This is a genomic window from Psychrobacter sp. WY6, assembly GCF_018448495.1.
Taxonomy (GTDB): domain Bacteria; phylum Pseudomonadota; class Gammaproteobacteria; order Pseudomonadales; family Moraxellaceae; genus Psychrobacter.
In genome coordinates this window covers 2,337,895-2,360,157 of the sequence record NZ_CP049902.1, presented here as the reverse complement: position 1 = coordinate 2,360,157, position 22,263 = coordinate 2,337,895, and the positions used below count along the sequence as shown (strand labels likewise).

Here is a 22,263-nt window from a genome sequence, read left to right as displayed (position 1 = left end):
ATTTTTATCCTGCTCAAAAACCTACATCAATATATTAAGTAACGATCAAAAAACGTTGGTATAAAAAATAATAGCTCTTTCATTTAATCAAATATTATCGACTAAATCAAAGATCTATATAACACAATTGTCATTTATTGTCATTTATTGTCAATTAGCAAGTTTTAAAAATCTAACGCTATCCTAACTCATTTTATCCCACATCTTGCTTAGGCGCTTTGGTGACACTGCCATGCGGGTTTTCATCGGTTGCGCGAATAGCTGAATACGATACTCCTCGACCATCCAGCGATACTCACTAATGGCTTTATCATTGGCACGATTCGCCAACCGCTCCATATGCACATCAAGCGCGTATACTCCTTCAAGATCGGATTCGAGATTGTGCTCAAGCCGTTCGATACGAATTTCAAGCGCCTCTAGATAGCGCGGATACTGCTGCCAATGGCTATAATCCATACGATAAACAAAATCAGCCAAGTGTAAGTCTTCTAATTGGTCTTCGATATCTTCGATAGACTCACCAAATACCTCTCGATCGAGCATGAGTAAGCTTTGGCGAATACGCTGCCAGCGAGTATAGACATTTTTAAGGATTTTTATAACGTTTTGCCCCGTCAATAGAAAGTTAACCGACACCACTTCCAAGGTTTTCTCGTACTCTTCTGGCGTAAAGGGTAATTCTTCAGCAAGCGCTACGGCAGTATCATCAGCGCTTTCAGGCAAATCAGCACTGTGGTCAAATAACACATAATGCTCTTCAAGCGACGCGTCCAATGCCGCGTCGATGACGATGGTTTTTAGCTTCTCCATATCACCAAGTGGTGCAAATGCCAATTTGAATATCTTATCAATTTGGCTGGTCAGCTGTTTTTCTTCGCACCAAGCTTACCTTTTATCAAGGTCAAAACCCCGATACGGTGTGCCTGTAACGCTGCATTGACATCGGTATATTGATGGATAGATACCGCTTCACCTGACGCATCTGCTACGAGCGCAGCAAACTGCTTCATCACCACGCCTGCACTATAATGATTTTTGCTAAAGGCAAAATGCTCAGGGAATTCGGTATGCGTACCTTGCTGCTCATTCACCGCTTGGCGGGTTTCAGAGGCATGACGAATCTGTAGCGTTTGCAGGTCGCGACCCTTTTCGATAATACGATTTTTGTCATCGACCACACAGATTTGCGGCTGTAAATAGCGATCAATGCTAGAGGGATTAAAGCTATCAGGCGTCACTGACATAACGCCGCGACGATTTAGGGCTTGGCAAAGCTGCTTGAGCAATCCTTGTCCACCAGCAGGTTGCAGTTCATCAAACAAGCTATCGGCTGTATCAGGAATCGGTACAATTTGACGGCGGATATCCTTTGGTAGTGACTTAAGCAACTGCAATACTAGCTCATAACGCCAACCGGGTACGCCCCACAATAGTTCGATCGCATCAAGCTGCGGTAGCGCGGCAAGTGGCACACGAATGGTCACGCCATCATCATCGCTGGACGGATCAAAGACATAACGTAGCGGTAGTTTTAAATCACCCAATTTCCACACTTCTGGGAAATCGCCTGTGGTCGGTGCTTGGCTATTGAGCACGTCATCATCGGTAAAGAATAGATATTTGGCATCAGTTTTTTCAACCTCGGCACGCCAATCTTCAAAGGCTTTGCGACTGGCAATATGCTCAGGTATTTTTTTATCATAAAACTGATACAGTGCTTCATCAACCAACAAATCACGGCGACGTAACTTATCTTCAATGCGTTCAATGTCGGCAATTTTATCCATATTATGCTGTAAAAATGGCGCTTGACGCCCCAAATTACCAGTCACCAGACCATCACGAATGAAGATTTCTCGTGACTCAACTAAGTTCACTTGCTCATAATTGGTCAGCTGTTTACTAATAATATCAGCCCAAATAAGCTAATCTGCGCGTAAGCTTTCACTCGTCCATCTCTTCTCGACCAATGCGGCTCAAAGTAGTGATTACTTTAATAAGTCACCTGCGGCTGAGATATCCCTTCTGGTTCATTTTGGCAACAGTGCGCATAAAGACTTGCGAGGTTTCGACCACTTCAAAAGCCATGACCCAAGTGGGTACTTGTTTAAATACCGTACTCGCGGGGAAGATTTTGGCTTCTGGCGCGCTGCTGCTAGATATTCACCGCGATTTTCGGTTTTATGCGCAATCGTAGACAATAGACCTGTCAATAGCGCGGTGTAAATTGGCATATTTAACCGCTTTGAGTTCTTCATCTTCTATCGCGGTAGGGTCGCTGGTCATGTTTCTAACGAAGCATTTTTATCGGTTCCTTTATCGGAAGCTTTTGCCTCTTTAACATCCGTCAGCTTAAGGTCTGTGACCATTTGTACTAACTGACGATGGGTTTGATTCCACTCACGTACACGCGGGAAGCTCAGATAGTTTTTCTTTGTAAACTGCTTACGCTGATTGCCAGACAGCTTATTGCCATCTTCATCTTTTTCAAATAGCGCTTTCCACAGACTCAGATAGAATAAAAAGTCAGAATCATCTTGACGAAATTCCGCATGCTTTTGGTCGGCTTGCTGGCGTTTATTGGCAGGACGCTCGCGTGGATCCTGTACAGCAAGAGCCGCTACTACAATCAGCATCTCACGGATACAATCAAAATCACTGCCCGCAACCAACATACGTGCTAGCCTTGGATCGATTGGCATACGCGCCATTTTTTGTCCAGTTGGCGTCAGGCTTAAATGGTCGAGACCTTTTTTTGGTTTTGGCTTATTGGTTTGATGAGCAGCAGTTACTTCATTTTTAGAGGTAATCGCGCCTAACTCATCAAGCAATTTATGCCCATCAGTAACCAAGCGGCTATCGGGTGGCTCGATAAAGGCAAAATCATCAACACTACCTAAGCGCAGATTGGCCATCTGTAAAATAACGGATGCAAGATTGGTCCGTAAAATCTCAGGTTCGGTAAATTCTGGACGACCGGTAAAGTCCTCTTCGCTATACAGACGGATACAAACACCCGGCGCAACACGACCGCAGCGACCTTTACGCTGATTGGCAGCCGCTTGCGAGATCGCCTCAATCGGTAAACGCTGTACGCGCGAGCGATACGAATAGCGTGATATCCGCGCAAAACCCAAGTCAATCACATAGCGGATACCCGGTACGGTCAGCGCGGTCTCGGCAACGTTGGTCGCAATAACGATACGCCGACCACGACCTGACGGTTGAAAGATGCGCTGCTCTTCATAAGTCTGCCGTGCAAATAGTGGCAGCACTTCGGTGTGCTTGGGTCCATGACGCTCAAGCACCTCTTGCAGCTCACGAATCTCAGCTTCTGTGGCGGCAAATATCAAGATGTCTGCTTGGTCAGCATGACCTTTATTTTGTGCATCGCTAAAGCATTCTTCGACGGCGGCAACGACCGCACGTGGCAGATTTTCTTCAAAGTCATCATAGCTGTCATCATCCGAGCTGTTCACTGGCTCATCGGTCAGCGGACGGTAACGAACTTCAACAGGAAAACTACGACCTTCGACATTGAAAATAGGCGCAGGTACGTTGCGTTTTAGCTTATTATCATAGCGGCTAAAATATTCACTAAAGCGTTTGGTATCAAGTGTTGCTGAGGTAATAATCACTTTTAAATCAGGACGTTTGGGCAGTAGCTTTTTCAGATAACCCATAATAAAATCAATGTTTAAGCTACGCTCATGCGCCTCATCAATAATGATGGTATCGTATTTACTCAAGAATCTATCGTGACCCAATTCAGCCAGCAAGATACCATCGGTCATCAGCTTAACAACAGATTGCGCCGTACCCTGCTCATTAAAGCGAATCTTGAAGCTGACAGTATTACCGAGCTGCTCGCCCAATTCTTCAGCGATACGGTTTGCCACACTGCGCGCGGCCAATCGTCGAGGCTGGGTATGCCCTATCTGCCCAGTGATACCGCGACCTGCCAGCATTGCCAGCTTCGGCAATTGCGTCGTCTTACCAGAACCTGTCTCCCCTGCAACAATAATGACTTGGTGATCAATAATTGCCTGTACTAAATCTTCTGCTCGTTGACTCACGGGCAAATCAAGATTCAGTTTTTCTGCCAGTTTTTCTGGAATACTATCCATACGTGCCTGCACCGCTTGCTGTGAGCGGGTCTTGATTTTTCATACTGCGCACGTTTTTTAGTTAGCCCATCATCCGCTTTATCGTCAGAAACTTTTTTATTTTTAGCCACGGCAGCCCTTGCCAGTTCACGCTCAAGACGACTTAAATAATAACTGTCTTTAGCGAGTACTGGTAAATCAACACCATATCAGGTTGTGAAGACGCTTCATTACTGTTTGCCGTAATATTTAAATCATCGTCACTTGGGTTTGTTAATTTACTTAATTCATCGGATTTAAACCCATTGGTATTGTTTCCAGTTGGCATATCTGAGGTGCTCTTAGAAGTATTCGGCATATTTACTTAGGCTATTTATTGTTTGGAAGTGGTTAGATTATGAGGGTAATTTGGGCGTGATTCAAGGTGGTTATAGTGTTTGGTTGGCAACTATGCAGGCTATTACCTATTTGCAAAACGCTCAGTCAAAATATTTCTAAGATCATCCGTCATGGGTCTAAATTTAAAATGCTCTGGCTCCATTTGAGCAATCAAAGCATACTGATCCTTTTCAATTGAGTTATCCTCACAAGAAAAATGATTCATCTCCTGACCAGTAATGGCATTAATAATATAAATAGAGGTATCGCTATCTTCAAACTGTGTCAGCTCATAATAATTATTCGGATCCCGCATAACGAGATTAGTACCATTAGAAAGAGTCGTATAATAGGTATCCTCAGTAGCTTGCTACGCCTCTAATCTTAAAGGATTACCTTGGGTGGCGAAATAATACTTGAGCATATAACCAATATCGCTATTAATCACATCCAAACGTAAATGCTCACCCTCTTCTGTGATGCATTGATAGATCATAAAAGGTTCGTAAATTCGTGGTTTAGTAGTGACATTTTATCAAATTTCTCAAACCTGCCAGCCCTATTTTATTTTTATGAATAAATTATTTGTAAGCTCAAACGCTTGTATAAATAATCTGTTGACGAATGGCAGCCCCCGTAAAGAAATTCTGCAACTTTTGCAATGGCAGCCTAGGAAAAGGCAGATGCAGCGAAAGTATTAACCTCTCAAACGCTACCATTTCATCAGCTAATGCTTGTGCGACATCAGGTTGAATCTGAGGATTTTCATACACATTATCAATCAACCAAGTGAGTTTTGGAAACTTAGCATTATCATGAATCTGATAAAGGGTCGGTAATAGCTCATCAGAGAGTTGGCAACGCGATTTGCGAATCATTCCATTTTTATAGTACATATTTAAAGCCATATTAGGGTGTGTCCTTAATTAAATGATGAGACTAAAAATGAAATGAATTTAAAATAACTTCCTTAAATTCTTGATACTTAGATAACCAACATACTCTTTATCTTCATCAGCATTTGCAAGTTCGTGACTATTATGAATCCTAGGCTCAATTAAAATCTGTATGTTTGAGACAAGGTCATTCACGTCGTATATATCATCGATATCTACCTGAAATTTATCATCAATGTGCGATGCGGCATTAAAAGGTGAGTCTTTATCTTTAAAAGTAAATTCTTTATAAAATGTACTTTGCTTTGCTTGTTTAATAGCCTCTGCTTGAGTAGCAGCGACGATAAGTAGCTTATGATGAAACTCTTCAAAACTCCCCCGCTGATAGCCGCCTAAATTAATAAAGAACAGTTTTAAACCGTTATCATTCTCAGCTTGGTTATCTGACTCAATCAATTTAACAGTATGGTTTCCCACTTTGGTAATCGCTCTGTATGAATCAATATGCCATTTGTTTTTGACTTCTGGCCAGTGGTGATTGATATCGTCTACCAGCTCGCTTACCTGATTGGCTACACCGAAGAAAATATCGTGCTGCTCAATCAAACGACCTTTGGGGCGACCACCAAGCTGCACCATAAATAGTGTTGGCATAAAGAATTACCTTGTACGTTAATAACTTCTGAGTAAAATGTGTGATGTTAGATAAATCATATAAAAAGGATTAATATGGGCATTCTGATAGCTATTAAGCTGACGTTTATAGCGACTATATTTTTGCCAATAGTGTTGTGTTTAACTTCCTGTACAAATAAAGAATCAAGCTTAACATCAAGAGCTACTTATCATGACATCAGCAAAGTTGAAATTGAGAACCCTTATTCAAACCCTATTCTACTATCTTACGACGCAAAGCATCAGCCTGAAAAAATGCAGGCCATAGTCGATGAGATAAACAGTCAAAGCCATGGTTTTTGGCGTGAAGGTCTAGGCGGCAAAGAGGGAGCTAATGTTATTAGTATTCATATCTATAGCCATTCCGAGACGCCAGTTGCAAGCTTTTCTTTATTTTCTAATCAACTAATGGAGCGAGGACCAAATTATCGACAGCTTAATGTAGACGGTTTTTTTAGGCAAATAGATATTCAAGCGCTACCCGCATTGAAAGAGGCTTGGTGTGGTCATAGAGATATTGATGCATATCATAGCTTGCAACTTAATAAATCATGCTAAAAATAGGCAAAATCCTGATACTTATATATTTAATTGCTCGTCAAGGCAATACTCGCCCTGTTCTCAGTGCAAACGCCCAGTCTTTACGACCGTTCATTGAAGCCAATTTAGCCGCAGCTTCATAATCATAAGGCACCTTGATATGCTCAGTTTGCCAGTATTTGCCCTGTTCAGTATCAACACATTTAATAATCGCGTAACTGGCATGGGGCGAATAGGTTTGCATCTTATGCAAAATAGGCAAATCATCTTCATAGGCTGGGTAACCAACGCTACCTGTATTGACGACCATCTGCCCTGTCGATAGCGTGACTGTACGTGGGATATGAGTATGACCACATATGATAACGGTGCTATCGATACCGTTAAGCAGTGCCAAAATGGCTAGATTATCACGTAAGGTCGGCTGACCCGTCTCGATATTTTCTAACAAATAGACCATGTCATCGGTTGGTGACCCATGGCACAGATAAATATTCTCACTCAAATGACAATCAAACGGTAAATTCTGCAGCCACTTAACCGCTGCTTTAGGCAAGTCCTCTATGATAAAAGCCATGGTTGCGTTGTTGCCAATCTCCGCCGTTGTCGCTTCATAAATCTGTCTATCCTGATTACCTCGAATAGTAATGATATCGTTCTGCTGTGCCATTAAGAGCGCATAGGTATCTTTGGGGGCTATCGGTCCGTATAAAATATCCCCTAGATTAACAATTTGATCAATATCGCGCTGTTTAATATCAGTCAGCACGGCTTCAAGCGCGAAGACATTACTATGAATGTCGGAAATAGCTGCGATAGTATTTAAATGCTTGTTATTAGAGTTGGAGTTGGAGTTAGAGTGCGCCATCTTATTTATTTTCCTAACAAATCACTATGTTATACATCGACTAACCGTAAAAAGGAATAGAAAAGAGAAACAAAAAAACCCAATGGCTCGTTATTGAGACATTGGGTTTCATAAATTATGATTAATGTGATTGCTAAACTATATTAAGAAGAAATAAGCCCACAATCCGACGACAAAGGTAGCAATGATATTAAGAATGACACCCGTACGGATCATTTCGCTCTGTTTAATCAACCCCGTACCAAAGACAATCGCATTTGGCGGTGTTGCAACTGGTAGCATAAAGGCACAAGATGCACCAATACCGATGACCAATACCAACACTTCGTGTGGTAAACCCATCTGCTCTGCAATGGCAGCAAATACGGGAACCAGCAGTGCAGCAGAGGCGGTATTAGAAGCAAACTCCGTTAAGAAAATAATAAATGCTGATACCGCAATCATAACCACGATAAGCGGTGCAGAAGACAAGGCATTAGCGACCGTCTCCCCCAATACCAAGGACGCACCTGACACTTTCAGAATCGTCGATAGGGCAATACCACCACCGAACAGCATGAGTACACCCCAATCGGTATTATCAGACACCTGTCCACGATACCAAGCCTAAGCTGACCACAGCGGCAGCAGCTGATAAGGCAATAACCGCGTCAGTATCTGTAATATCAAGCGCAGCCCCAATCTTTTTGGAGAAATCCAGCTCAATGCGGTGACAATGAAGACGATAATCGTCACTACGCGAGGTTTATTCCATACAATAGGCTCATCCTCAACCAGTACAATTTTACGGTTCAGGTTGGGCTTCAAAAACACATACATCGCGCCTAACAATAGCGGCAATAATACCAGCATCATCGGCACACCAAACTTCATCCAGTCCACAAAAGCAATATTGAGCGCCTTTGCAGCGATAGCATTTGGTGGCGAACCAACGATCGTACCTAAACCACCAAGGCTTGCTGAGTAAGCGATACCTAATAGTACAAATACAAAAGTGCCTCGGTCTTTTTCACGGTCAACTTGCGTTAAAATACCCAGCGCTAATGGCAACATCATCGCCGCCGTCGCAGTATTCGATATCCACATCGACAAAATGCGGTCACACCAAATATCAAAAATACCGCCGTGCTTAATTTGCCACCTGACATTGATAAATCTTCAGAGCAATTTTTTTATCCAATTGCTGTACATGCAAGGCTGCCGCTAAAGCAAAACCACCAAAAACAAATAAATGGTCGGATTGGCAAAGCTTTGTAAGCCTATTTCGGCATCGAATTCTGGTATGCCAACTAGGGCACCAACCACGACTACCAATAGTGCCGTAATCGTGACGTGCAACGCTTCCGTTAGCCACAATACGCCGATGAAGAACAATAAGGCAAGACCCTTATTGGCATGATATCGAATGGCAATACATTATAAATAATTATACTGATTATCGCCGCAATAGCGACCACTATCAACCCTTTACCAGTACCCTTTGGAAAGGTATCGGTAAATAAATACTCATTGCCATCATCAGGAAGATGGCTATCTAGTTTTTGCTCTGACATAAAATGTCCTTATTTTCCCAAAGACAGTGTAAAAAGACGCTAAAATAAAACGCATGTTAGCGATTGACGGTTGTTCAACCAGCAACCACAAAAATACGCCGTTATCATAACAGATATATAACAAAAAGCTGATGCAACAAAGCCTTTATAAAAAAAACCTTATAAAATTTGCAATAAATATGGTTGTTTCATAGGTAAAGAATTACTTTAATGCGTTTTAGGAAAGGTACTTTAAAACGGTACTTTATAGAGATGATATTTATCTAATGAGTTTTTAATTTTTGAACCGAATGCCGAGAGTAAGTGAGAGCAACTTATAACCAAGTAATTGCTTTTAATTAAACAGCAAGCCTTGTGAGTTGCAGTTACACATCGTCACTAAACAAGCGTACACTTAGTATGTACAAGCGTATGGTGCTATCTCATACTAAATAAGTCAAAATAAATTTCTAATACCAGTAATAGTTTAACAACTATTTTTTATTAGTATTTATATCGGAAAATGAATAACAATAAATAGGAGCACTTTATGACAGATGCAAATAAAACAGATTCAACCACTAAAATGGCACCGAGAGATATCAATCAAGACAGTTTGGCTAAAAAAGATCAGCAGCGTACCGATGACTCTGCACTCGATATGATGCAAGGGTTGCATGAACATGAAGACCATAAGGAAGAAGGTAAAAACTAAATCACAGCTTTATTATTACCTCAAAGCAAAAATAAAGGGTACTGATCGTTATGATGAGTGCCTTTTATTTTTTGGCTCTTTTTTCTGGCAAGCGATCTGAGACGTAGTTATATATAAATGCTGCTGTTAAAACGATAGCAATGGGTACAAATAGCGCTTCATAGCCAACCTTGGCGATAAAAATGCTCCAACGGCGCTGCCACCGCAAAAGCAATACCAAAATGGCTTGGACCCTAATGTCGGTTTGCTAATCGATCGGACCGCCAACCAGTGCCAATCGCTGCGCCCATATCTGATGTCAAACCCGTCAATGGGTAGTTCGAATAACCGCGCCACTATAAGTCGCTACCATGGCATTCTGTAATCCGCATGCCATTGCCGCTGCCACTGTCCTAAATAATCATGCTGCTGATACAACCAGTAGCTGGCCATTAACAGTGCCGCCTCGATATATAGCGCACTACCATAGCGCCTACCTAACTTTAATGATGTCTGCCCAATTACATAACCACTCAGTATCGCACCTGCCAAAAAAGACAGTAGTAGCGCACCGATATACAAGATACTACGCACATCCAAAGTAAGCAATAGCCGCTGCAATAAGCTTACGTTCCAGTGACGTGAGAAACCGATAGATTGGTAAACCCCATTAACGCAGCAGTGTTAACACAGCCAGCACTGAATGCCAGTACTGCCCCGCCCCACAATATCCACTTTGGTAATTTGGTTATCATATTCGCCGCCTAATGGCTTCACACCAAAAAGCCTATTATACCAAAAAGGCAACCGATTGGCTGCCTTCCTGATCTATAGAACCCTATAATCGACTATTGAAGTGGATTATTTCGGCTCATCAAGCCTCATTAATTGCTCACTGATAGCAACGGTATTAAAACCTGCGTCAACAAACATAATCTCGCCGGTAATACCAGATGCCCAAGGTGATAGCAAGAAAAGCGCCGCATTACCGACTTCGGTTTGTGTGATATTACGTTAGCGGCGCGATTTTTTCGCTGATATCGAGCATTTTACGGAATGATTTGATGCCACTGGCAGCAAGCGTGCGAATAGGACCTGCTGATATCGCATTGACACGAATGCCTTCACCACCCATCGAAGTAGCCAAATAGCGAACACTGGCTTCAAGGCTAGCCTTTGCCATACCCATGACGTTGTAGTTTGGCAATACCGAGATACTACCTTCATATGTCAATGTCAGCATCGAACCGTGACGCATGGCCAATAAAGCACGAGCTTCTTTGGCTAATGCTACAAAACTATAGCTTGAGATATCATGGGCAATTTGACTGCCTTCACGGGTCGTCGCATTAACAAAATCGCCATCAAGCTGATCCATCGGTGCAAAGCCAATCGCATGTACCACACCATCGATTCCATCACCCCAATGGGCAGTGACTTGCTCAAAGCAGGCAGCGATAGACTCATCAGACGCCACATCACACTCAAGTACCAAATCTGCTTCGAATTTCTCCGCTGCCATATCGACACGCTTTTTGATCTTATCATTAGGATAAGTGAAAATTAATGAGGCACCCTCACGGTGCAGTGCCTCAGCGATAGCCCAAGCGATAGACAGTTTGCTCGCAATGCCTGTCACGACAAATCGTTGTCCTTGTAGTAGCATAATATTTCCTTTTGGGTCGATCAAAATTATTAATCATATTAGGTTATTTAGAGTGATTAGATACGATGAATATCACAGCGTAAAAAGCATAAATTATAAAATAAGTCATTATACACGAATTAATTTAAGTAAACAGTCGTAAACTGTATTCCCTTATAATGGCGTCTAATATTGATTAAACGCCCAACTGCTCGCCACAGCAGTATGAAGTTAAGTAGATTTCAAGTATAATCACAGCCCTTCCCAGCTTGCACAATTTTTATAAAAATCCTTTACCACAGTTATTTGTGACTGTTCGTAATTAGGGATTTAGCGTTAAGCTACACCCACATTTTGGATGGCTGCCAAACTTATGAGTAACACCCCAACAATAGCATCAAATTACCAAGAAAGCGTTGAGTCTTATCGCCAACTGATTCTCTCAACTGGCGAGGACTTACAGCGTCCCGGTCTTGAAGAAACGCCGATGCGTGCCGCGAAAGCTTTTGCACATTTAACCCAAGGTTATCATCAAAGCTTGGATGAAGTCGTCAACGACGCCCTGTTTCCATCGAGCAATCGCGAGCTGGTATTGGTACAAAATATTGAATTTTATTCATTGTGCGAACATCATATGCTGCCTTTTCATGGTATCGCTCATGTAGGCTATTTACCCAATGGTCAAGTACTGGGCTTATCAAAATTTGCCCGTATCGTCGACATGTTCGCCCGTCGCTTGCAAGTTCAAGAAAATTTAAGCGAGCAAGTGGCACAAACTATCATGGATGTCACTGGCTGTCGCGGCGTAGCAGTAGTGATGGATGCAGCGCATATGTGCATGATGATGCGCGGCGTAAATAAGCAGCACTCCACCACACGTACAACTCGATGTTGGGTGAGTACGTACATGACAATCAAGCACGCAATGAGTTTTTGAGTGCGATCCCTAGACGTCAGCCTGCATTCTAACGCTTCAAGTAATAATAGATAATAAAAAATACTTAAGTATCCTTTTTTAATGCGTACCTTTCAATATAGCTATCATTAATAATTAGCAATCAATCCTTGATTGCAATATAACGAAGCTTAACTAACCTATTTTACGTCATCAATCCAATTGCCATAACCTTCTGCTTCCATCTGCGCCAGTGGAATAAAACGCATTGCCGCTGAATTCATACAGTAGCGCTTGCCTGTCGGTGCTGGACCATCGTCAAATACATGACCGACGTGTGAGTCTGCATAGCGGCTACGAATCTCGGTACGGGTGCCGAATATCCCTCGGTCTTCCTTCTCAACGACCATATCTGTGCTCAATGGACGGGTAAAGCTTGGCCAGCCAGTGCCAGATTTGTATTGGTCACGAGAGGAATATAGTGGCTCCCCCGATATCACATCGACATACAGCCCAGGCGCTTTATTATCCAATATTCATTATCAAAAGCGCGTTCGGTGCCGTCTTTTTGAGTGACTTTATATTGAATGTCACTGAGTGACTGCTTTAGCTCATCCTGTGCAGGCTTCACAAAAGTATCAGGATTGAATCCTGTACTAGCTTTAGTAGCTGTCGCATTGTTTAATGATGCCTGTACGCTATCTGCCGCCGTAGGTTTAAACTGGCTAAAATCCAGCTCGTAGTCTTTACCATAGACACTTTCGATAAACTGATAGCGACCAGAATTAAAGGTATAAGCTTTATAGCGGATTGGGTTTTTCTTATAATCTTGATGATACTCTTCAGATGGGTAAAACTTGCTAGCAGCAACAATTTCAATCACAACTGGTTTGCTATAGATACCAGAGTCTTGCAGTGATTGCTTAGCCGCTTCTGCTATCTGCTTTTCTTGTGCATTATTATAAAAAATAGCAGGACGATACTGAGTACCACGATCTACAAACTGACCTTTATCATCGGTAGGATCCCCAATGCGCCATAACGCTTGAACGAGACCATTATAGGTGATTTTCGTCGGGTCATAATATACTTGAGCCGCTTCAGTATGCCCTGTGCCGCCTGCTGATACAGTGCTATAAGTTGGATTGGTCGATTGACCGCCGGTATAGCCAGAGACCACTTCTACAACGCCAGGTATCTTTTCATAACCCGCTTCCACGCACCAAAAACAACCGCCAGCGACCGTAGCGACTGCGAGATTTGGATCCGTTGGCGCATAAGGATTATCGATGGCAGTATTTTTTACAGCGGGCGTATTTTCGGTGGCAGCACAGCCAACGAAAACCATACTGATGGCTGCTACAGCCATCGAAATAGCGCCCGTCTTTAATTTATGATTCATCGATACCTCCTAAAAGTAATATAATATAACTATGATAACTCTTTGACCTCACTAAACCATACCTACATTGTTATAAAAATTTAACAGTAATTAGATATTATTTAATATAATTAAACAGTATAATCCTGAATTATACCCAATTTCTTAATAAGATAAGTTTGCTACAAAGTACAATAATTAAAAAAAGAGCACATTACGGACAGCGTAGTGTGCTCTTTTATATTACATCAATATATCTTAGGCAGCTTATGTAGCTTAGTTACTCTTTTATTTTCCAGCAGTATGCTCATCACTGGCTTGCTGAATCTTGGTTAAAATAGCCTTGATTTCAGACGCTGATAGATACGTTGGTACGGCATAGGTATCACTGACTTCTTTTGCTGCTGCTTTGGCAATTTTATCAAAATCACTGCTTTGCATGCCTTTCACCCGTTGGATCTATATTCAAAGTAGCAATCAGTTCGCGTACTTGCGCGATGAGGTGGTCGGCAATCTCAGCATCACTCTTGCTAGCTTGTCCCGATTTTACCATACCTGTTTTTCTAGCCAACTCTGCCAGTCTTTTTTTACTTCCTTGACGATTGACATCAAGCACATACGGCAGCACGATGGCATTGGCACGACCGTGAGGAATACTGTAATACGCCCCTAGCTGATGAGCGATAGCATGGACGTAACCAAGACCCGCTTTATTAAAGGCGATACCGCCGTAATGAGCGGCAATACCCATCTCTTCTCTGGCTTTAAGATTGCCGCCGTCTTTATAAACCAGCGGTAGGTTTTGCATCACAGATTTGACCGCAGAAGCCGCATAATAATCGGTCTCTACGCTCGCATTAGCACTCATCCAAGCTTCAAGCGCGTGCGTTAAAACATCGATACCCGTATCCGCTGTGATATGAGCCGGCATGCCTTTCATAATAACAGGGTCAATAGCCGCTGCTAATGGCACCATTCTTGGGTCAATAGACAGCGCTTTTTGATGCGTTTTATCGTCTGATACTACTGCACCAAGGGTTGCTTCTGAACCTGTGCCAGCCGTGGTAGGAATACAATAGAGCGGCATAGAAGGCTTTCTGGCTTTAAGAATGCCGATAAGTTGTTGCGGCTTGCAGCTATTGCCTTGTGACATCGCAATCATCTTAGCCGCATCAATGACCGAACCACCACCGATGGCAATAATTGAATCGCACTTAGCATCGATAGATTTGCGCAGTCCTTTTTCGACAACCTTAAAAGTAGGGTCTGGGGTAATGCCGTCATAAACGGTATAGCTGATATTTTTGCTATCTAGATAATCAGTCACTTTGGCTGGGATACCTAGCTTATTAAGCACGGCATCAGTGACGATAAATACATTGGTGCTGCCTTCGTTGATAGCCATATCACATAGCTCTTCACAAGAGCTCTCACCAACAAATAGCATTGGTCTTCTAATTGGAACAACATAAGCGAACGCTTTTAAGACTTTAGCGCGTGTTTTAGCAACGGCTAAATAACCAACTTGCTGCAATCCATTAGTATTTACTAACTTGTTATTTACTAATTTAGCAATACTATTTTGTTTTTTCATGAGTAAAAATCCTTTTTATTGATGGTAATAATAGCGATGACAATCCTTTAAAGCAGCGATTTAAACTGCTCTTTAACTAAAAATTAAACAAATTTAAGCATCTAACTAAAGTGAACGTCTGTTTAACTTATTGTATCACTGCTATTTTTAGGATATCGCAATTAGTATGAACTGCCATGTTCTACTTATTTGACTCTATCTGCTTAACTCTTTTTGGCTAAGCTAAATCATACTCGCCTGCAGCAACTGCTGCGCATAGGGATGCTGTGGGCTATTAAAAATATCTTCAGTACGTCCAGACTCAATACATATGCCATCTTTAAGCACCATAATTTGCTGACATAAGGCGCGCACCACTTTTAAGTCATGACTAATAAACACATAGCTGATTTGCATTTTTTGCAATTTTTCCTGAATTTCACGTAGTAAATTAACGACGGTCACCTGCGTGGTACTATCAAGCGCGGACGTCGGCTCATCCAATATCAATAGACTCGGCTGCATAATAAGGGCGCGCGCAAGTGCGACACGCTGACGCTGACCACCTGATAGCTCATGCGGATAGCGATGCGAAAACTCAGCTGGCAGATGCACGGTAGTAAGGCTATCCATCACTGCCTGCTGCCGTGCTGCCTTATCAACGCCTTGTACGAGCAATCCTTCTTCAACGATTTGCATCACCGTCATACGTGGATTGATACTGGCAAATGGGTCTTGAAATACCATTTGAATTTGCGAGCGAAACTGACGTAGCTCACCCTTGGACAATACTGAAATATCTTGTCCATTGACCATTATTTCGCCACCCACACGCGCTTGATTGCTAAGTAATTGACTTAACGCAAGTGCGATGGTGGTTTTTCCAGAGCCTGACTCACCTACAATGCCTAACGCCCACCCTTTCTGTAGCGTCATATCAACATTTTTTACCGCATCAAACCAGCGCTTAGTACCACCAAACAGACTTTTTCAATGGGAAACTGTACTTGTAAATTGCTGACTTGCAATACGGTTGATTGCTGAATTTATCATCATTAGAGAAGTTCAGTGCTTGGCCAAAGTCTTGTTTGATTAGCGAGCGGGTATATTCGGCTTTGGGCTGGTTAAACACCGCTGCGGTTTGCCCTTGCTCAATCGTCTGTCCTTGGCGCATCACGATGACGTCATCACTGTAGCGCCTGACCAGATTGAGGTCATGGCTAATAAGCACCATCGCCATATTATGCTGACGCTTAAGATCATCTAATAGAGCGAGAATCTCATGTTGGAGAGTAACATCAAGCGCGGTGGTCGGCTCATCAGCGATTAAAATATCAGGCTGCTGTGCCAATGCCATGGCAATCATGACCCGTTGACGTTGACCACCTGATAACTCGTGCGGATAGCGGTTCAACTTATCAATCGGATTGGTAATATTGACATCATTTAGTAAATCGATTGTTTGGCTTTGCCATTGTTTCTTGGGCACACCAACTAGACGTAGTGATTCAGCAATTTGTTTGGCAACTGTATGTAGTGGATTGAGCGCTGTCATCGGCTCTTGAAACACCATGCCGATGCGCTGTCCGCGAATAGAGCGCAGCGCAGCGTTACGTGCCTTAGCACTAACACCAACATTGGCATTGGCTATCGGTAGCACAGTCAAACCTGCTGACCCTGCCAGCTTCACCTCACCGCTAACAGTCAAACTGTCTGGCAATAAGCCTAATAGCGCGAGACTTGCAATGGATTTGCCAGAGCCTGATTCACCTACTATCGCTAACGTCTGCCCTTGCCGTAGCTCATACGATAGTTTATCGACCAGAACGCTGCCTGCGTCCGTGACGATGCTAAGTTTATCGACGCTCAGCATAAGCTTATTTTGGCTATTGCTATGATTGTTATTTGAATGGGCATTGTGCTCAGTAACACTTTGCTTAGTAGTCGTTATATTAGTCGTTATCACATCATCAGTTGTCACATCATCAGTTGTCATATCAGGAGCGCCTCGGATCAAAGGCATCACGTAGCGCTTCGCCAACGAAAATCAGCAATGATAAGATAAAGGTCAAACTAAAAAACCCAGATAGCGCAAGCCATGGTGCATCTAGGTTATTTTTCCCTTGTACCATCAGCTCGCCGAGAGACGGTGACCCAGGCGGCAAGCCATAACCTAAAAAGTCTAGTGCCGTTAAAGCAATAATATAGCTGTTAATATAAATGGCAGTTGTGACAAGCTTGACGCTAGGGCATTGGGCAAGATATGCCTTAGCATGATTTGACTGTCCGATACCCCAAGATTACGCGCAGCACGCACATAGTCAAAGTTACGCGCGCGCAAAAACTCTGCCCGTACCAAACCAACCAGTCCCATCCAACCAAATAATAACATCATAGCAAATAGCATGAAGATACTAGGGCTGAATAAGCTGACCAAAATAATAATCATAAACAGCTGCGGCATACCGCCCCATACTTCCATGAAGCGCTGCCCTGCCAAATCTATCCAACCACCGTAATAGCCTTGTATCGCACCGACGATGATGCCAATCACTGCCCCAGCAAGTGTTAATGCTAAACCAAACAATAATGACACGCGCATGCCATAAAGTATCCGTGCCAACACATCACGGCCTAAGTCATCAGTACCAAGCCAATTCTGGCTATTGGGCGCTGCTGGATATGGAATACCCAGCTCAACGTTTGGTGTCTGATCGGCAAATGGAATCGGCGGCATAATGTAAAAACCCTGCTCATTAATCAGCGTTTGCACCGCAGGGTCTTTATAATTGGCTTCAGTCTCAAACACCCCACCAAAAGCCGTTTCAGGATAGGCTTTTAGGACAGGAAAGTAATAATCGCCTTGATACTGCACCAGTAGCGGCTTGTCATTGGCAATCACATTGGCTGCCATACAAATGACGAATATCAGCACAAAAATGAATAATGATACGACGCCTAGACAATTACGGCGAAAGCGGTTGAGGCGTGCCTGCCAGATAGGATTTAGGCGACGTTTTTTTGGCATAGAGACAGGAGATGCAGATGTGCGTTGAAGGTAACGGATGATTTGATATTTTATCTGACATTATCGCCCCTCAAAATCAATACGAGGATCAATCAAGTGATAACTCAAATCACTGATTAACTGTAATAACAGTCCGACCAAGGTAAAAATAAACAATGTACCAAATATCACCGGATAATCGCGCTGCTGAATGGCTTCAAAACCTAACAACCCCAAACCATCAAGTTTAAAAATAATCTCGATTAAGAAGTTTCCGGCAAAGAAAATGCCAACGATAGCCGCTGGAATACCTGCAATAATAATCAGCATGGCATTACGAAACACGTGTCCGTATAGCACTTGACGCTCAGCCAAGCCTTTGGCACGAGCAGTAAGCACATATTGCTTACCCAGCTCTTCTAAAAAGCTAAACTTGGTCAAATAAGTCAAGCCAGCGAAACCGCCAATCGTACTTGCCAGCAGTGGTAGCGCTAAATGCCAAAAGTAATCTTTGATTTTACCCAGCGCGCTTAATTGATCGAAGTTCTCAGAAGTTAATCCTTGCAGTGGAAAGATATTCCAGTAGCTACCACCGGCAAAAAACACCAGTAATATAACGGCAAATACGAAAACAGGTATTGCATGCCCGATAGCCAGTAGCATAGCAGTAACTTTATCAATCCCCGACCATGATGCATGGCTTTATAGATACCTAGTGGAATCGCTATCATATAAATCAGCAGCGTGCTCCAGAGTCCAAGCGAGATAGAAACGGGTAATTTCTCGATAATTAAATCTGTTACCGACTGCCCTTTAAAAAAAGACTCACCGAAATCTAGCTGAGCGTAATTCTTTAACATGAGCCAAAAGCGCTCAGGTGCCGATTTATCAAAGCCGTATTGGGCATTAATCGCTGCAACCATTTCCTCAGATAAGCCACGCGTACCTTGATAGGTACTGTTATTTCCCGCACTACCCGCGCCAATATTACCGCCAAGCGCATTGTCTTTTGCCCCTTGCTCAATAAGCGCCAGTTGCTGCTCGACAGGACCACCAGGCGCTGCTTGTACAATCACAAAGTTTGCGAGCAATATCAAAAAAGCGTCGGTAATATCAGTAGTAACCTTTTTAAGATATAACGACCCATAACGACGGCTTCCTAAGATAATAAATATGACGACAGAAAGAATACGCAGCTAATAACTATCGAAACGTCAGTCGAAGCGCCCGTTATGGTTTAAAAGCTATTTTTAAGCTCACGTAACGCAGCAAATACAGCCAAAGATTTATCATCATCGATAGTTGTTTTAGACTTCACCCCTGCTATCACACTCGGCTCTTGCGTCCGTAAAAATACATTGATCGCACGTTCATGTTCTAGAGTGACTGGCAACGTCGGAATACTTTGAGTGGTTTTTTCTTCTGCTTGAATCAGTGCTTGCTGCATTGCGTCATTAGTAGGTTCAATAGATAGTCCAAAGCGCAGATTACTGGCAGTGTATTCATGCGCAGGATATAGTAGCGTCTCAGCTGGTAAACCATTTAAACGCTTAAAGCTGTTGTGTAATTGCTCAATCGTCCCCGTAAATACCCGTCCGCATCCAGCACTAAATAAGGTATCACCGCAAAAACAATGCTTCTGTCCATCGATATCTAAAATATACGCCACGTGGCTTGCGGTATGACCGGACACATCCCATACTTGTGCTGCACAGCCCCACGCACTGACGGTACTGCCATCTTTGATGGTTTGATCTTCATCGACATTATGCTCAGTATGCGCAACCAGATGCGTCATCGGATAAGACTCTTGCAGTTCTGCGACCGCCGATATGGTCATGATGATGATGAGTCGTCCAGATAGACGTTAGCTCTAATTTATTTTCTTCCAAATAACTCATGACAGGCTCAGCTTGACCAGGATCAATCACGATCGCCTGTTTATTATTTTCATTAATCAATGTCCAAATATAATTATCATTGAACGCTTTGATTGGGTGAATGCGAATAGTCATATTAAATCCTTACCAGTAGTTATCTTTATTGCTGATGTCTTTTATTGATTTTTAAACGAAATAAAATTTTAAGATGAAGCGTTATTTCCTTTATTGTTCTAAATTATTGCTTCAAGTATTGGTTAACATGTGCTTCTGCTTCTTTATCCGTCCACCAGTAGTCAATACCGATGGCATTAGAGGGCAGTTTTTCAGTATGACGATATTGATCCCAATAGGCGACATTGGTCGCTGATTTGCCGTATAAGGGCACTAAATAATGACCAGCACGTAGTAGGCGATCGAGCACCTGAGTATAAAAACAATCTCATCACGATTTTTGGCTTTGCCTAACTGATCTATTACTGTGTCAATCGCCGTATTTTTAATACCAATAGTGTTTCTATTGCCCGCTTGGTCAGCGGCTGAGCTACCCCAAAAGCCAACTTGTTCCGCACCAGGGGATAAACTCTGAGCAAATACATCGACCACCATATCATAATCGAAACGGCGTACCCGCTCATAATATTGTGGTCCGTCGACTTGACGTAACGTCGCATCAAATCCCAAGCGCTTTAGATTTCGAATATATGGCAGCAGCACCCGACCCATGGTTTCGCCTGTCATCAATATCTCAATCTGAGCAAGTTGTCCATTGGGCTGATATAGTTTCATATCGTTATAATAAAACCCAGCATCTAGCAACAGCTGCCGCGCTTCTAACAGTCCTTTACGGTTAAAGCCGCTACCGTCACTGGTAGGCAATTGCCACTCCATTAATACGGCTTGACGTTGCAGCGGTTCAAGCTTGGGTAATAAAGGCGTAAGCACCTGCATCTCTTCAGCAGATGGCATCCCTGTTGCGGCAAGCTCGGAGCCATGAAAGAAGCTTTGTAAGCGCTCATACTGCCCATGAAACAAGGTCTTATTCATCCACTCAAAGTCATAAGCCTTGCTCAGTGCTTGGCGAACACGAATATCTTGAAAGATGGGACGTCGCATATTCATCACTAGCCCTTGCATTGGTACTGGGTTTTCGCTGCTAATCGTTTCTTTATTAATCATCCCTGCCTTGACTGCAGGGAATTTATAGCCCGTTGCCCAGTTCGACGCTTTATTCTCAGGGCGAAAACGATATTGACCAGACTTAAAACCTTCAAAGGCAATCTCATCGCTTTGATAATAAACAAACTTAATCATATCGAAGTTATAACGACCGCGATTGACCATCAAATCACGACCCCAATAATTGGGGTCACGTACATAGCTGACCGAGCGCCCTGCATCGACACGCCCTAACTTATAAGGACCACTGCCCATCAATGGCGTCAAAGTGATTTTCTCAAAATCAGTATCGATAGAGGACTTGGCAAAAATAGGAAACTGTCCGACCGTTAATAGAATTTCTTGATTATCTTCAGAAGCAAAGACAAATTTGACTTGCTGCTTATTAATAATTTCAATATTTTAATATCACCCAAATAGCTGCGAATATACATCGGACCTTATTTAACAGTGCATCATAAGTCGCTTTGACGTCACTGCTGGTGACCGGCGTGCCATCCCAAAAGCGCGCAGCAGGATTAATATGGTAAATAATCCAACTGGTATCATCAGGGTCATAAGTTACTTTGGTTGCCAGCTGCGGATACATGGTAAAGGCTTCATTGAGTGAGCCTGTCATCAAGGTATCATACAGATAGTCCGTACCAACCATCGCCACACCTGTGGTCATCCATTTATTGGCCGCATTAAAGGTGCCGCGTGCATCCAATGAAAGCGTACCACCTTTGGGCGCCTTTGGATTGGCATAGGGCATGTATGGTACGTCAATATCTCAGTGGTACTATTGTGCCCAAGCGCAGTCGTGGTGATTGGCGCTGCGATACTAACAGGTATCCAGCTGCTAGTCATGACAAGCAAGACGGCTTTTAGTATGGTATTTTTTAGCATCATGACTAGTAATACCCCTCATAACGACCTTCTACTCTAAACCGACTTGGATAAAAAATGCGCGACGACGGCAAATAGGCAATTGAAGAAATTTTATCATAACAAACTTAGGTTTTTAACCTA

General features: G+C 42.8%; 18 protein-coding genes and 8 pseudogenes. 3 read left to right on the top strand and 23 right to left on the bottom strand.

The window, feature by feature from the left end; genetic code table 11:
- Nucleotides 1–183 precede the first annotated feature (183 nt).
- From hrpA to G7Y90_RS11745, 6 genes and pseudogenes are all read right to left on the bottom strand, one after another.
- A pseudogene (gene hrpA, locus G7Y90_RS19175) lies at nucleotides 184–4,169 on the bottom strand (ATP-dependent RNA helicase HrpA); the annotation flags it as partial.
- A 103-nt stretch (nucleotides 4,170–4,272) separates the two neighbouring features.
- A complete protein-coding gene (locus G7Y90_RS11760; RefSeq protein WP_250162438.1) occupies nucleotides 4,273–4,467 on the bottom strand; it encodes a hypothetical protein in 195 nt (64 codons plus the stop codon).
- 102 nt (nucleotides 4,468–4,569) lie between these two features.
- Nucleotides 4,570–4,803, bottom strand: coding sequence for a hypothetical protein (locus tag G7Y90_RS11755; protein ID WP_201560264.1), 234 nt, complete (start codon nucleotides 4,801–4,803; stop codon nucleotides 4,570–4,572).
- Between the two features lie 54 nt (nucleotides 4,804–4,857).
- Nucleotides 4,858–4,983, bottom strand: a complete 126-nt coding sequence (locus tag G7Y90_RS17990) for a hypothetical protein (protein WP_265089715.1) — start codon at nucleotides 4,981–4,983, stop codon at nucleotides 4,858–4,860.
- A gap of 97 nt (nucleotides 4,984–5,080) precedes the next feature.
- Entirely contained in the window at nucleotides 5,081–5,395 is a 315-nt protein-coding gene (locus G7Y90_RS11750) for a hypothetical protein (protein ID WP_250162437.1), read from the bottom strand.
- Nucleotides 5,396–5,443: 48 nt separating this feature from the next.
- On the bottom strand, nucleotides 5,444–6,037 hold the full coding sequence (locus G7Y90_RS11745) for a DUF1543 domain-containing protein (RefSeq protein WP_201560263.1): 594 nt from the start codon (nucleotides 6,035–6,037) through the stop codon (nucleotides 5,444–5,446).
- Between the two features lie 75 nt (nucleotides 6,038–6,112).
- Between G7Y90_RS11745 and G7Y90_RS11740 the strand changes: the two genes are divergently transcribed.
- On the top strand, nucleotides 6,113–6,616 hold the full coding sequence (locus tag G7Y90_RS11740) for a hypothetical protein (RefSeq protein ID WP_201560262.1): 504 nt from the start codon (nucleotides 6,113–6,115) through the stop codon (nucleotides 6,614–6,616).
- A 40-nt stretch (nucleotides 6,617–6,656) separates the two neighbouring features.
- Here the strand turns inward: G7Y90_RS11740 and G7Y90_RS11735 are convergent, their stop codons facing one another.
- From G7Y90_RS11735 to G7Y90_RS18540, 4 genes and pseudogenes are all read right to left on the bottom strand, one after another.
- Nucleotides 6,657–7,466 carry a metallophosphoesterase family protein gene (locus G7Y90_RS11735; RefSeq protein ID WP_201560261.1) on the bottom strand — a complete coding sequence of 270 codons (810 nt, stop codon included), beginning with the start codon at nucleotides 7,464–7,466 and terminating at the stop codon, nucleotides 6,657–6,659.
- Between the two features lie 138 nt (nucleotides 7,467–7,604).
- Nucleotides 7,605–8,519 (bottom strand): annotated as a pseudogene (locus G7Y90_RS18550) (SLC13 family permease).
- Nucleotides 8,520–8,669: 150 nt separating this feature from the next.
- Nucleotides 8,670–8,804: a hypothetical protein gene (locus G7Y90_RS18545; RefSeq protein ID WP_349773345.1), complete on the bottom strand. Its 135-nt coding sequence runs from the start codon at nucleotides 8,802–8,804 to the stop codon at nucleotides 8,670–8,672.
- A gap of 8 nt (nucleotides 8,805–8,812) precedes the next feature.
- Nucleotides 8,813–9,019, bottom strand: a complete 207-nt coding sequence (locus G7Y90_RS18540; RefSeq protein WP_349773344.1) for a hypothetical protein — start codon at nucleotides 9,017–9,019, stop codon at nucleotides 8,813–8,815.
- Nucleotides 9,020–9,548: 529 nt separating this feature from the next.
- On the opposite strand from G7Y90_RS18540, the gene G7Y90_RS11725 reads away from it, so the two are divergent.
- Entirely contained in the window at nucleotides 9,549–9,713 is a 165-nt protein-coding gene (locus tag G7Y90_RS11725; protein WP_176393024.1) for a hypothetical protein, read from the top strand.
- A 345-nt stretch (nucleotides 9,714–10,058) separates the two neighbouring features.
- Here the strand turns inward: G7Y90_RS11725 and G7Y90_RS19170 are convergent, their stop codons facing one another.
- From G7Y90_RS19170 to G7Y90_RS11715, 3 genes and pseudogenes are all read right to left on the bottom strand, one after another.
- On the bottom strand, nucleotides 10,059–10,313 hold the full coding sequence (locus G7Y90_RS19170) for a hypothetical protein (protein WP_502937355.1): 255 nt from the start codon (nucleotides 10,311–10,313) through the stop codon (nucleotides 10,059–10,061).
- 5 nt (nucleotides 10,314–10,318) lie between these two features.
- Nucleotides 10,319–10,447, bottom strand: coding sequence for a hypothetical protein (locus tag G7Y90_RS19165; RefSeq protein ID WP_502937354.1), 129 nt, complete (start codon nucleotides 10,445–10,447; stop codon nucleotides 10,319–10,321).
- 106 nt (nucleotides 10,448–10,553) lie between these two features.
- Nucleotides 10,554–11,358, bottom strand: a pseudogene (locus G7Y90_RS11715) (enoyl-ACP reductase FabI).
- Between the two features lie 352 nt (nucleotides 11,359–11,710).
- Between G7Y90_RS11715 and folE the strand changes: the two are divergent.
- Nucleotides 11,711–12,306: pseudogene (folE, locus tag G7Y90_RS11710) on the top strand (GTP cyclohydrolase I FolE).
- Between the two features lie 126 nt (nucleotides 12,307–12,432).
- Here the strand turns inward: folE and msrB are convergent.
- The 10 genes and pseudogenes from msrB to G7Y90_RS11655 all read right to left on the bottom strand — a co-directional run bounded on the left by msrB (nucleotide 12,433) and on the right by G7Y90_RS11655 (nucleotide 22,140).
- Complete coding sequence (gene msrB / locus G7Y90_RS11705; RefSeq protein WP_250162436.1) at nucleotides 12,433–12,765, bottom strand: peptide-methionine (R)-S-oxide reductase MsrB; 333 nt, start codon at nucleotides 12,763–12,765, stop codon at nucleotides 12,433–12,435.
- A complete protein-coding gene (gene msrA, locus G7Y90_RS11700) occupies nucleotides 12,729–13,634 on the bottom strand; it encodes a peptide-methionine (S)-S-oxide reductase MsrA (protein ID WP_250162435.1) in 906 nt (301 codons plus the stop codon). The genes msrB and msrA overlap by 37 nt, the downstream gene beginning before the upstream one ends.
- 267 nt (nucleotides 13,635–13,901) lie before the next feature.
- Nucleotides 13,902–14,054 (bottom strand): hypothetical protein, encoded by a 153-nt coding sequence (locus G7Y90_RS11695; protein ID WP_250162434.1) that lies wholly within the window; start codon nucleotides 14,052–14,054, stop codon nucleotides 13,902–13,904.
- Entirely contained in the window at nucleotides 14,041–15,207 is a 1,167-nt protein-coding gene (locus tag G7Y90_RS11690) for an iron-containing alcohol dehydrogenase (protein ID WP_250162433.1), read from the bottom strand. The genes G7Y90_RS11695 and G7Y90_RS11690 overlap by 14 nt, the downstream gene beginning before the upstream one ends.
- A gap of 222 nt (nucleotides 15,208–15,429) precedes the next feature.
- Nucleotides 15,430–17,059 (bottom strand): annotated as a pseudogene (locus tag G7Y90_RS11685) (ABC transporter ATP-binding protein).
- A gap of 124 nt (nucleotides 17,060–17,183) precedes the next feature.
- Nucleotides 17,184–18,214, bottom strand: a pseudogene (locus G7Y90_RS11680) (ABC transporter permease).
- Nucleotides 18,215–18,274: 60 nt separating this feature from the next.
- Nucleotides 18,275–19,340 (bottom strand): annotated as a pseudogene (locus tag G7Y90_RS11675) (microcin C ABC transporter permease YejB).
- Between the two features lie 90 nt (nucleotides 19,341–19,430).
- Nucleotides 19,431–20,033, bottom strand: a complete 603-nt coding sequence (gloB, locus tag G7Y90_RS11670) for a hydroxyacylglutathione hydrolase (protein ID WP_250162432.1) — start codon at nucleotides 20,031–20,033, stop codon at nucleotides 19,431–19,433.
- Entirely contained in the window at nucleotides 19,966–20,208 is a 243-nt protein-coding gene (locus G7Y90_RS11665) for an MBL fold metallo-hydrolase (protein WP_250162431.1), read from the bottom strand. The genes gloB and G7Y90_RS11665 overlap by 68 nt, the downstream gene beginning before the upstream one ends.
- Before the next feature lie 103 nt (nucleotides 20,209–20,311).
- A pseudogene (locus G7Y90_RS11655) lies at nucleotides 20,312–22,140 on the bottom strand (extracellular solute-binding protein).
- Nucleotides 22,141–22,263: the final 123 nt, after the last annotated feature.

Coding starts and splice junctions, on each gene's coding strand:
- G7Y90_RS11760 (WP_250162438.1), bottom strand. CDS start 4,467: ATGCCGAATACTTCTAAGAGCACCTCAGATATGCCAACTGGAAACAAT.
- G7Y90_RS11755 (WP_201560264.1), bottom strand. CDS start 4,803: ATGCGGGATCCGAATAATTATTATGAGCTGACACAGTTTGAAGATAGC.
- G7Y90_RS17990 (WP_265089715.1), bottom strand. CDS start 4,983: ATGATCTATCAATGCATCACAGAAGAGGGTGAGCATTTACGTTTGGAT.
- G7Y90_RS11750 (WP_250162437.1), bottom strand. CDS start 5,395: ATGGCTTTAAATATGTACTATAAAAATGGAATGATTCGCAAATCGCGT.
- G7Y90_RS11745 (WP_201560263.1), bottom strand. CDS start 6,037: ATGCCAACACTATTTATGGTGCAGCTTGGTGGTCGCCCCAAAGGTCGT.
- G7Y90_RS11740 (WP_201560262.1), top strand. CDS start 6,113: ATGGGCATTCTGATAGCTATTAAGCTGACGTTTATAGCGACTATATTT.
- G7Y90_RS11735 (WP_201560261.1), bottom strand. CDS start 7,466: ATGGCGCACTCTAACTCCAACTCCAACTCTAATAACAAGCATTTAAAT.
- G7Y90_RS18540 (WP_349773344.1), bottom strand. CDS start 9,019: ATGTCAGAGCAAAAACTAGATAGCCATCTTCCTGATGATGGCAATGAG.
- G7Y90_RS11725 (WP_176393024.1), top strand. CDS start 9,549: ATGACAGATGCAAATAAAACAGATTCAACCACTAAAATGGCACCGAGA.
- G7Y90_RS19165 (WP_502937354.1), bottom strand. CDS start 10,447: ATGATAACCAAATTACCAAAGTGGATATTGTGGGGCGGGGCAGTACTG.
- msrA (WP_250162435.1), bottom strand. CDS start 13,634: ATGAATCATAAATTAAAGACGGGCGCTATTTCGATGGCTGTAGCAGCC.
- G7Y90_RS11695 (WP_250162434.1), bottom strand. CDS start 14,054: ATGCAAAGCAGTGATTTTGATAAAATTGCCAAAGCAGCAGCAAAAGAA.
- G7Y90_RS11690 (WP_250162433.1), bottom strand. CDS start 15,207: ATGAAAAAACAAAATAGTATTGCTAAATTAGTAAATAACAAGTTAGTA.
- gloB (WP_250162432.1), bottom strand. CDS start 20,033: ATGACCATATCGGCGGTCGCAGAACTGCAAGAGTCTTATCCGATGACG.
- G7Y90_RS11665 (WP_250162431.1), bottom strand. CDS start 20,208: ATGACTATTCGCATTCACCCAATCAAAGCGTTCAATGATAATTATATT.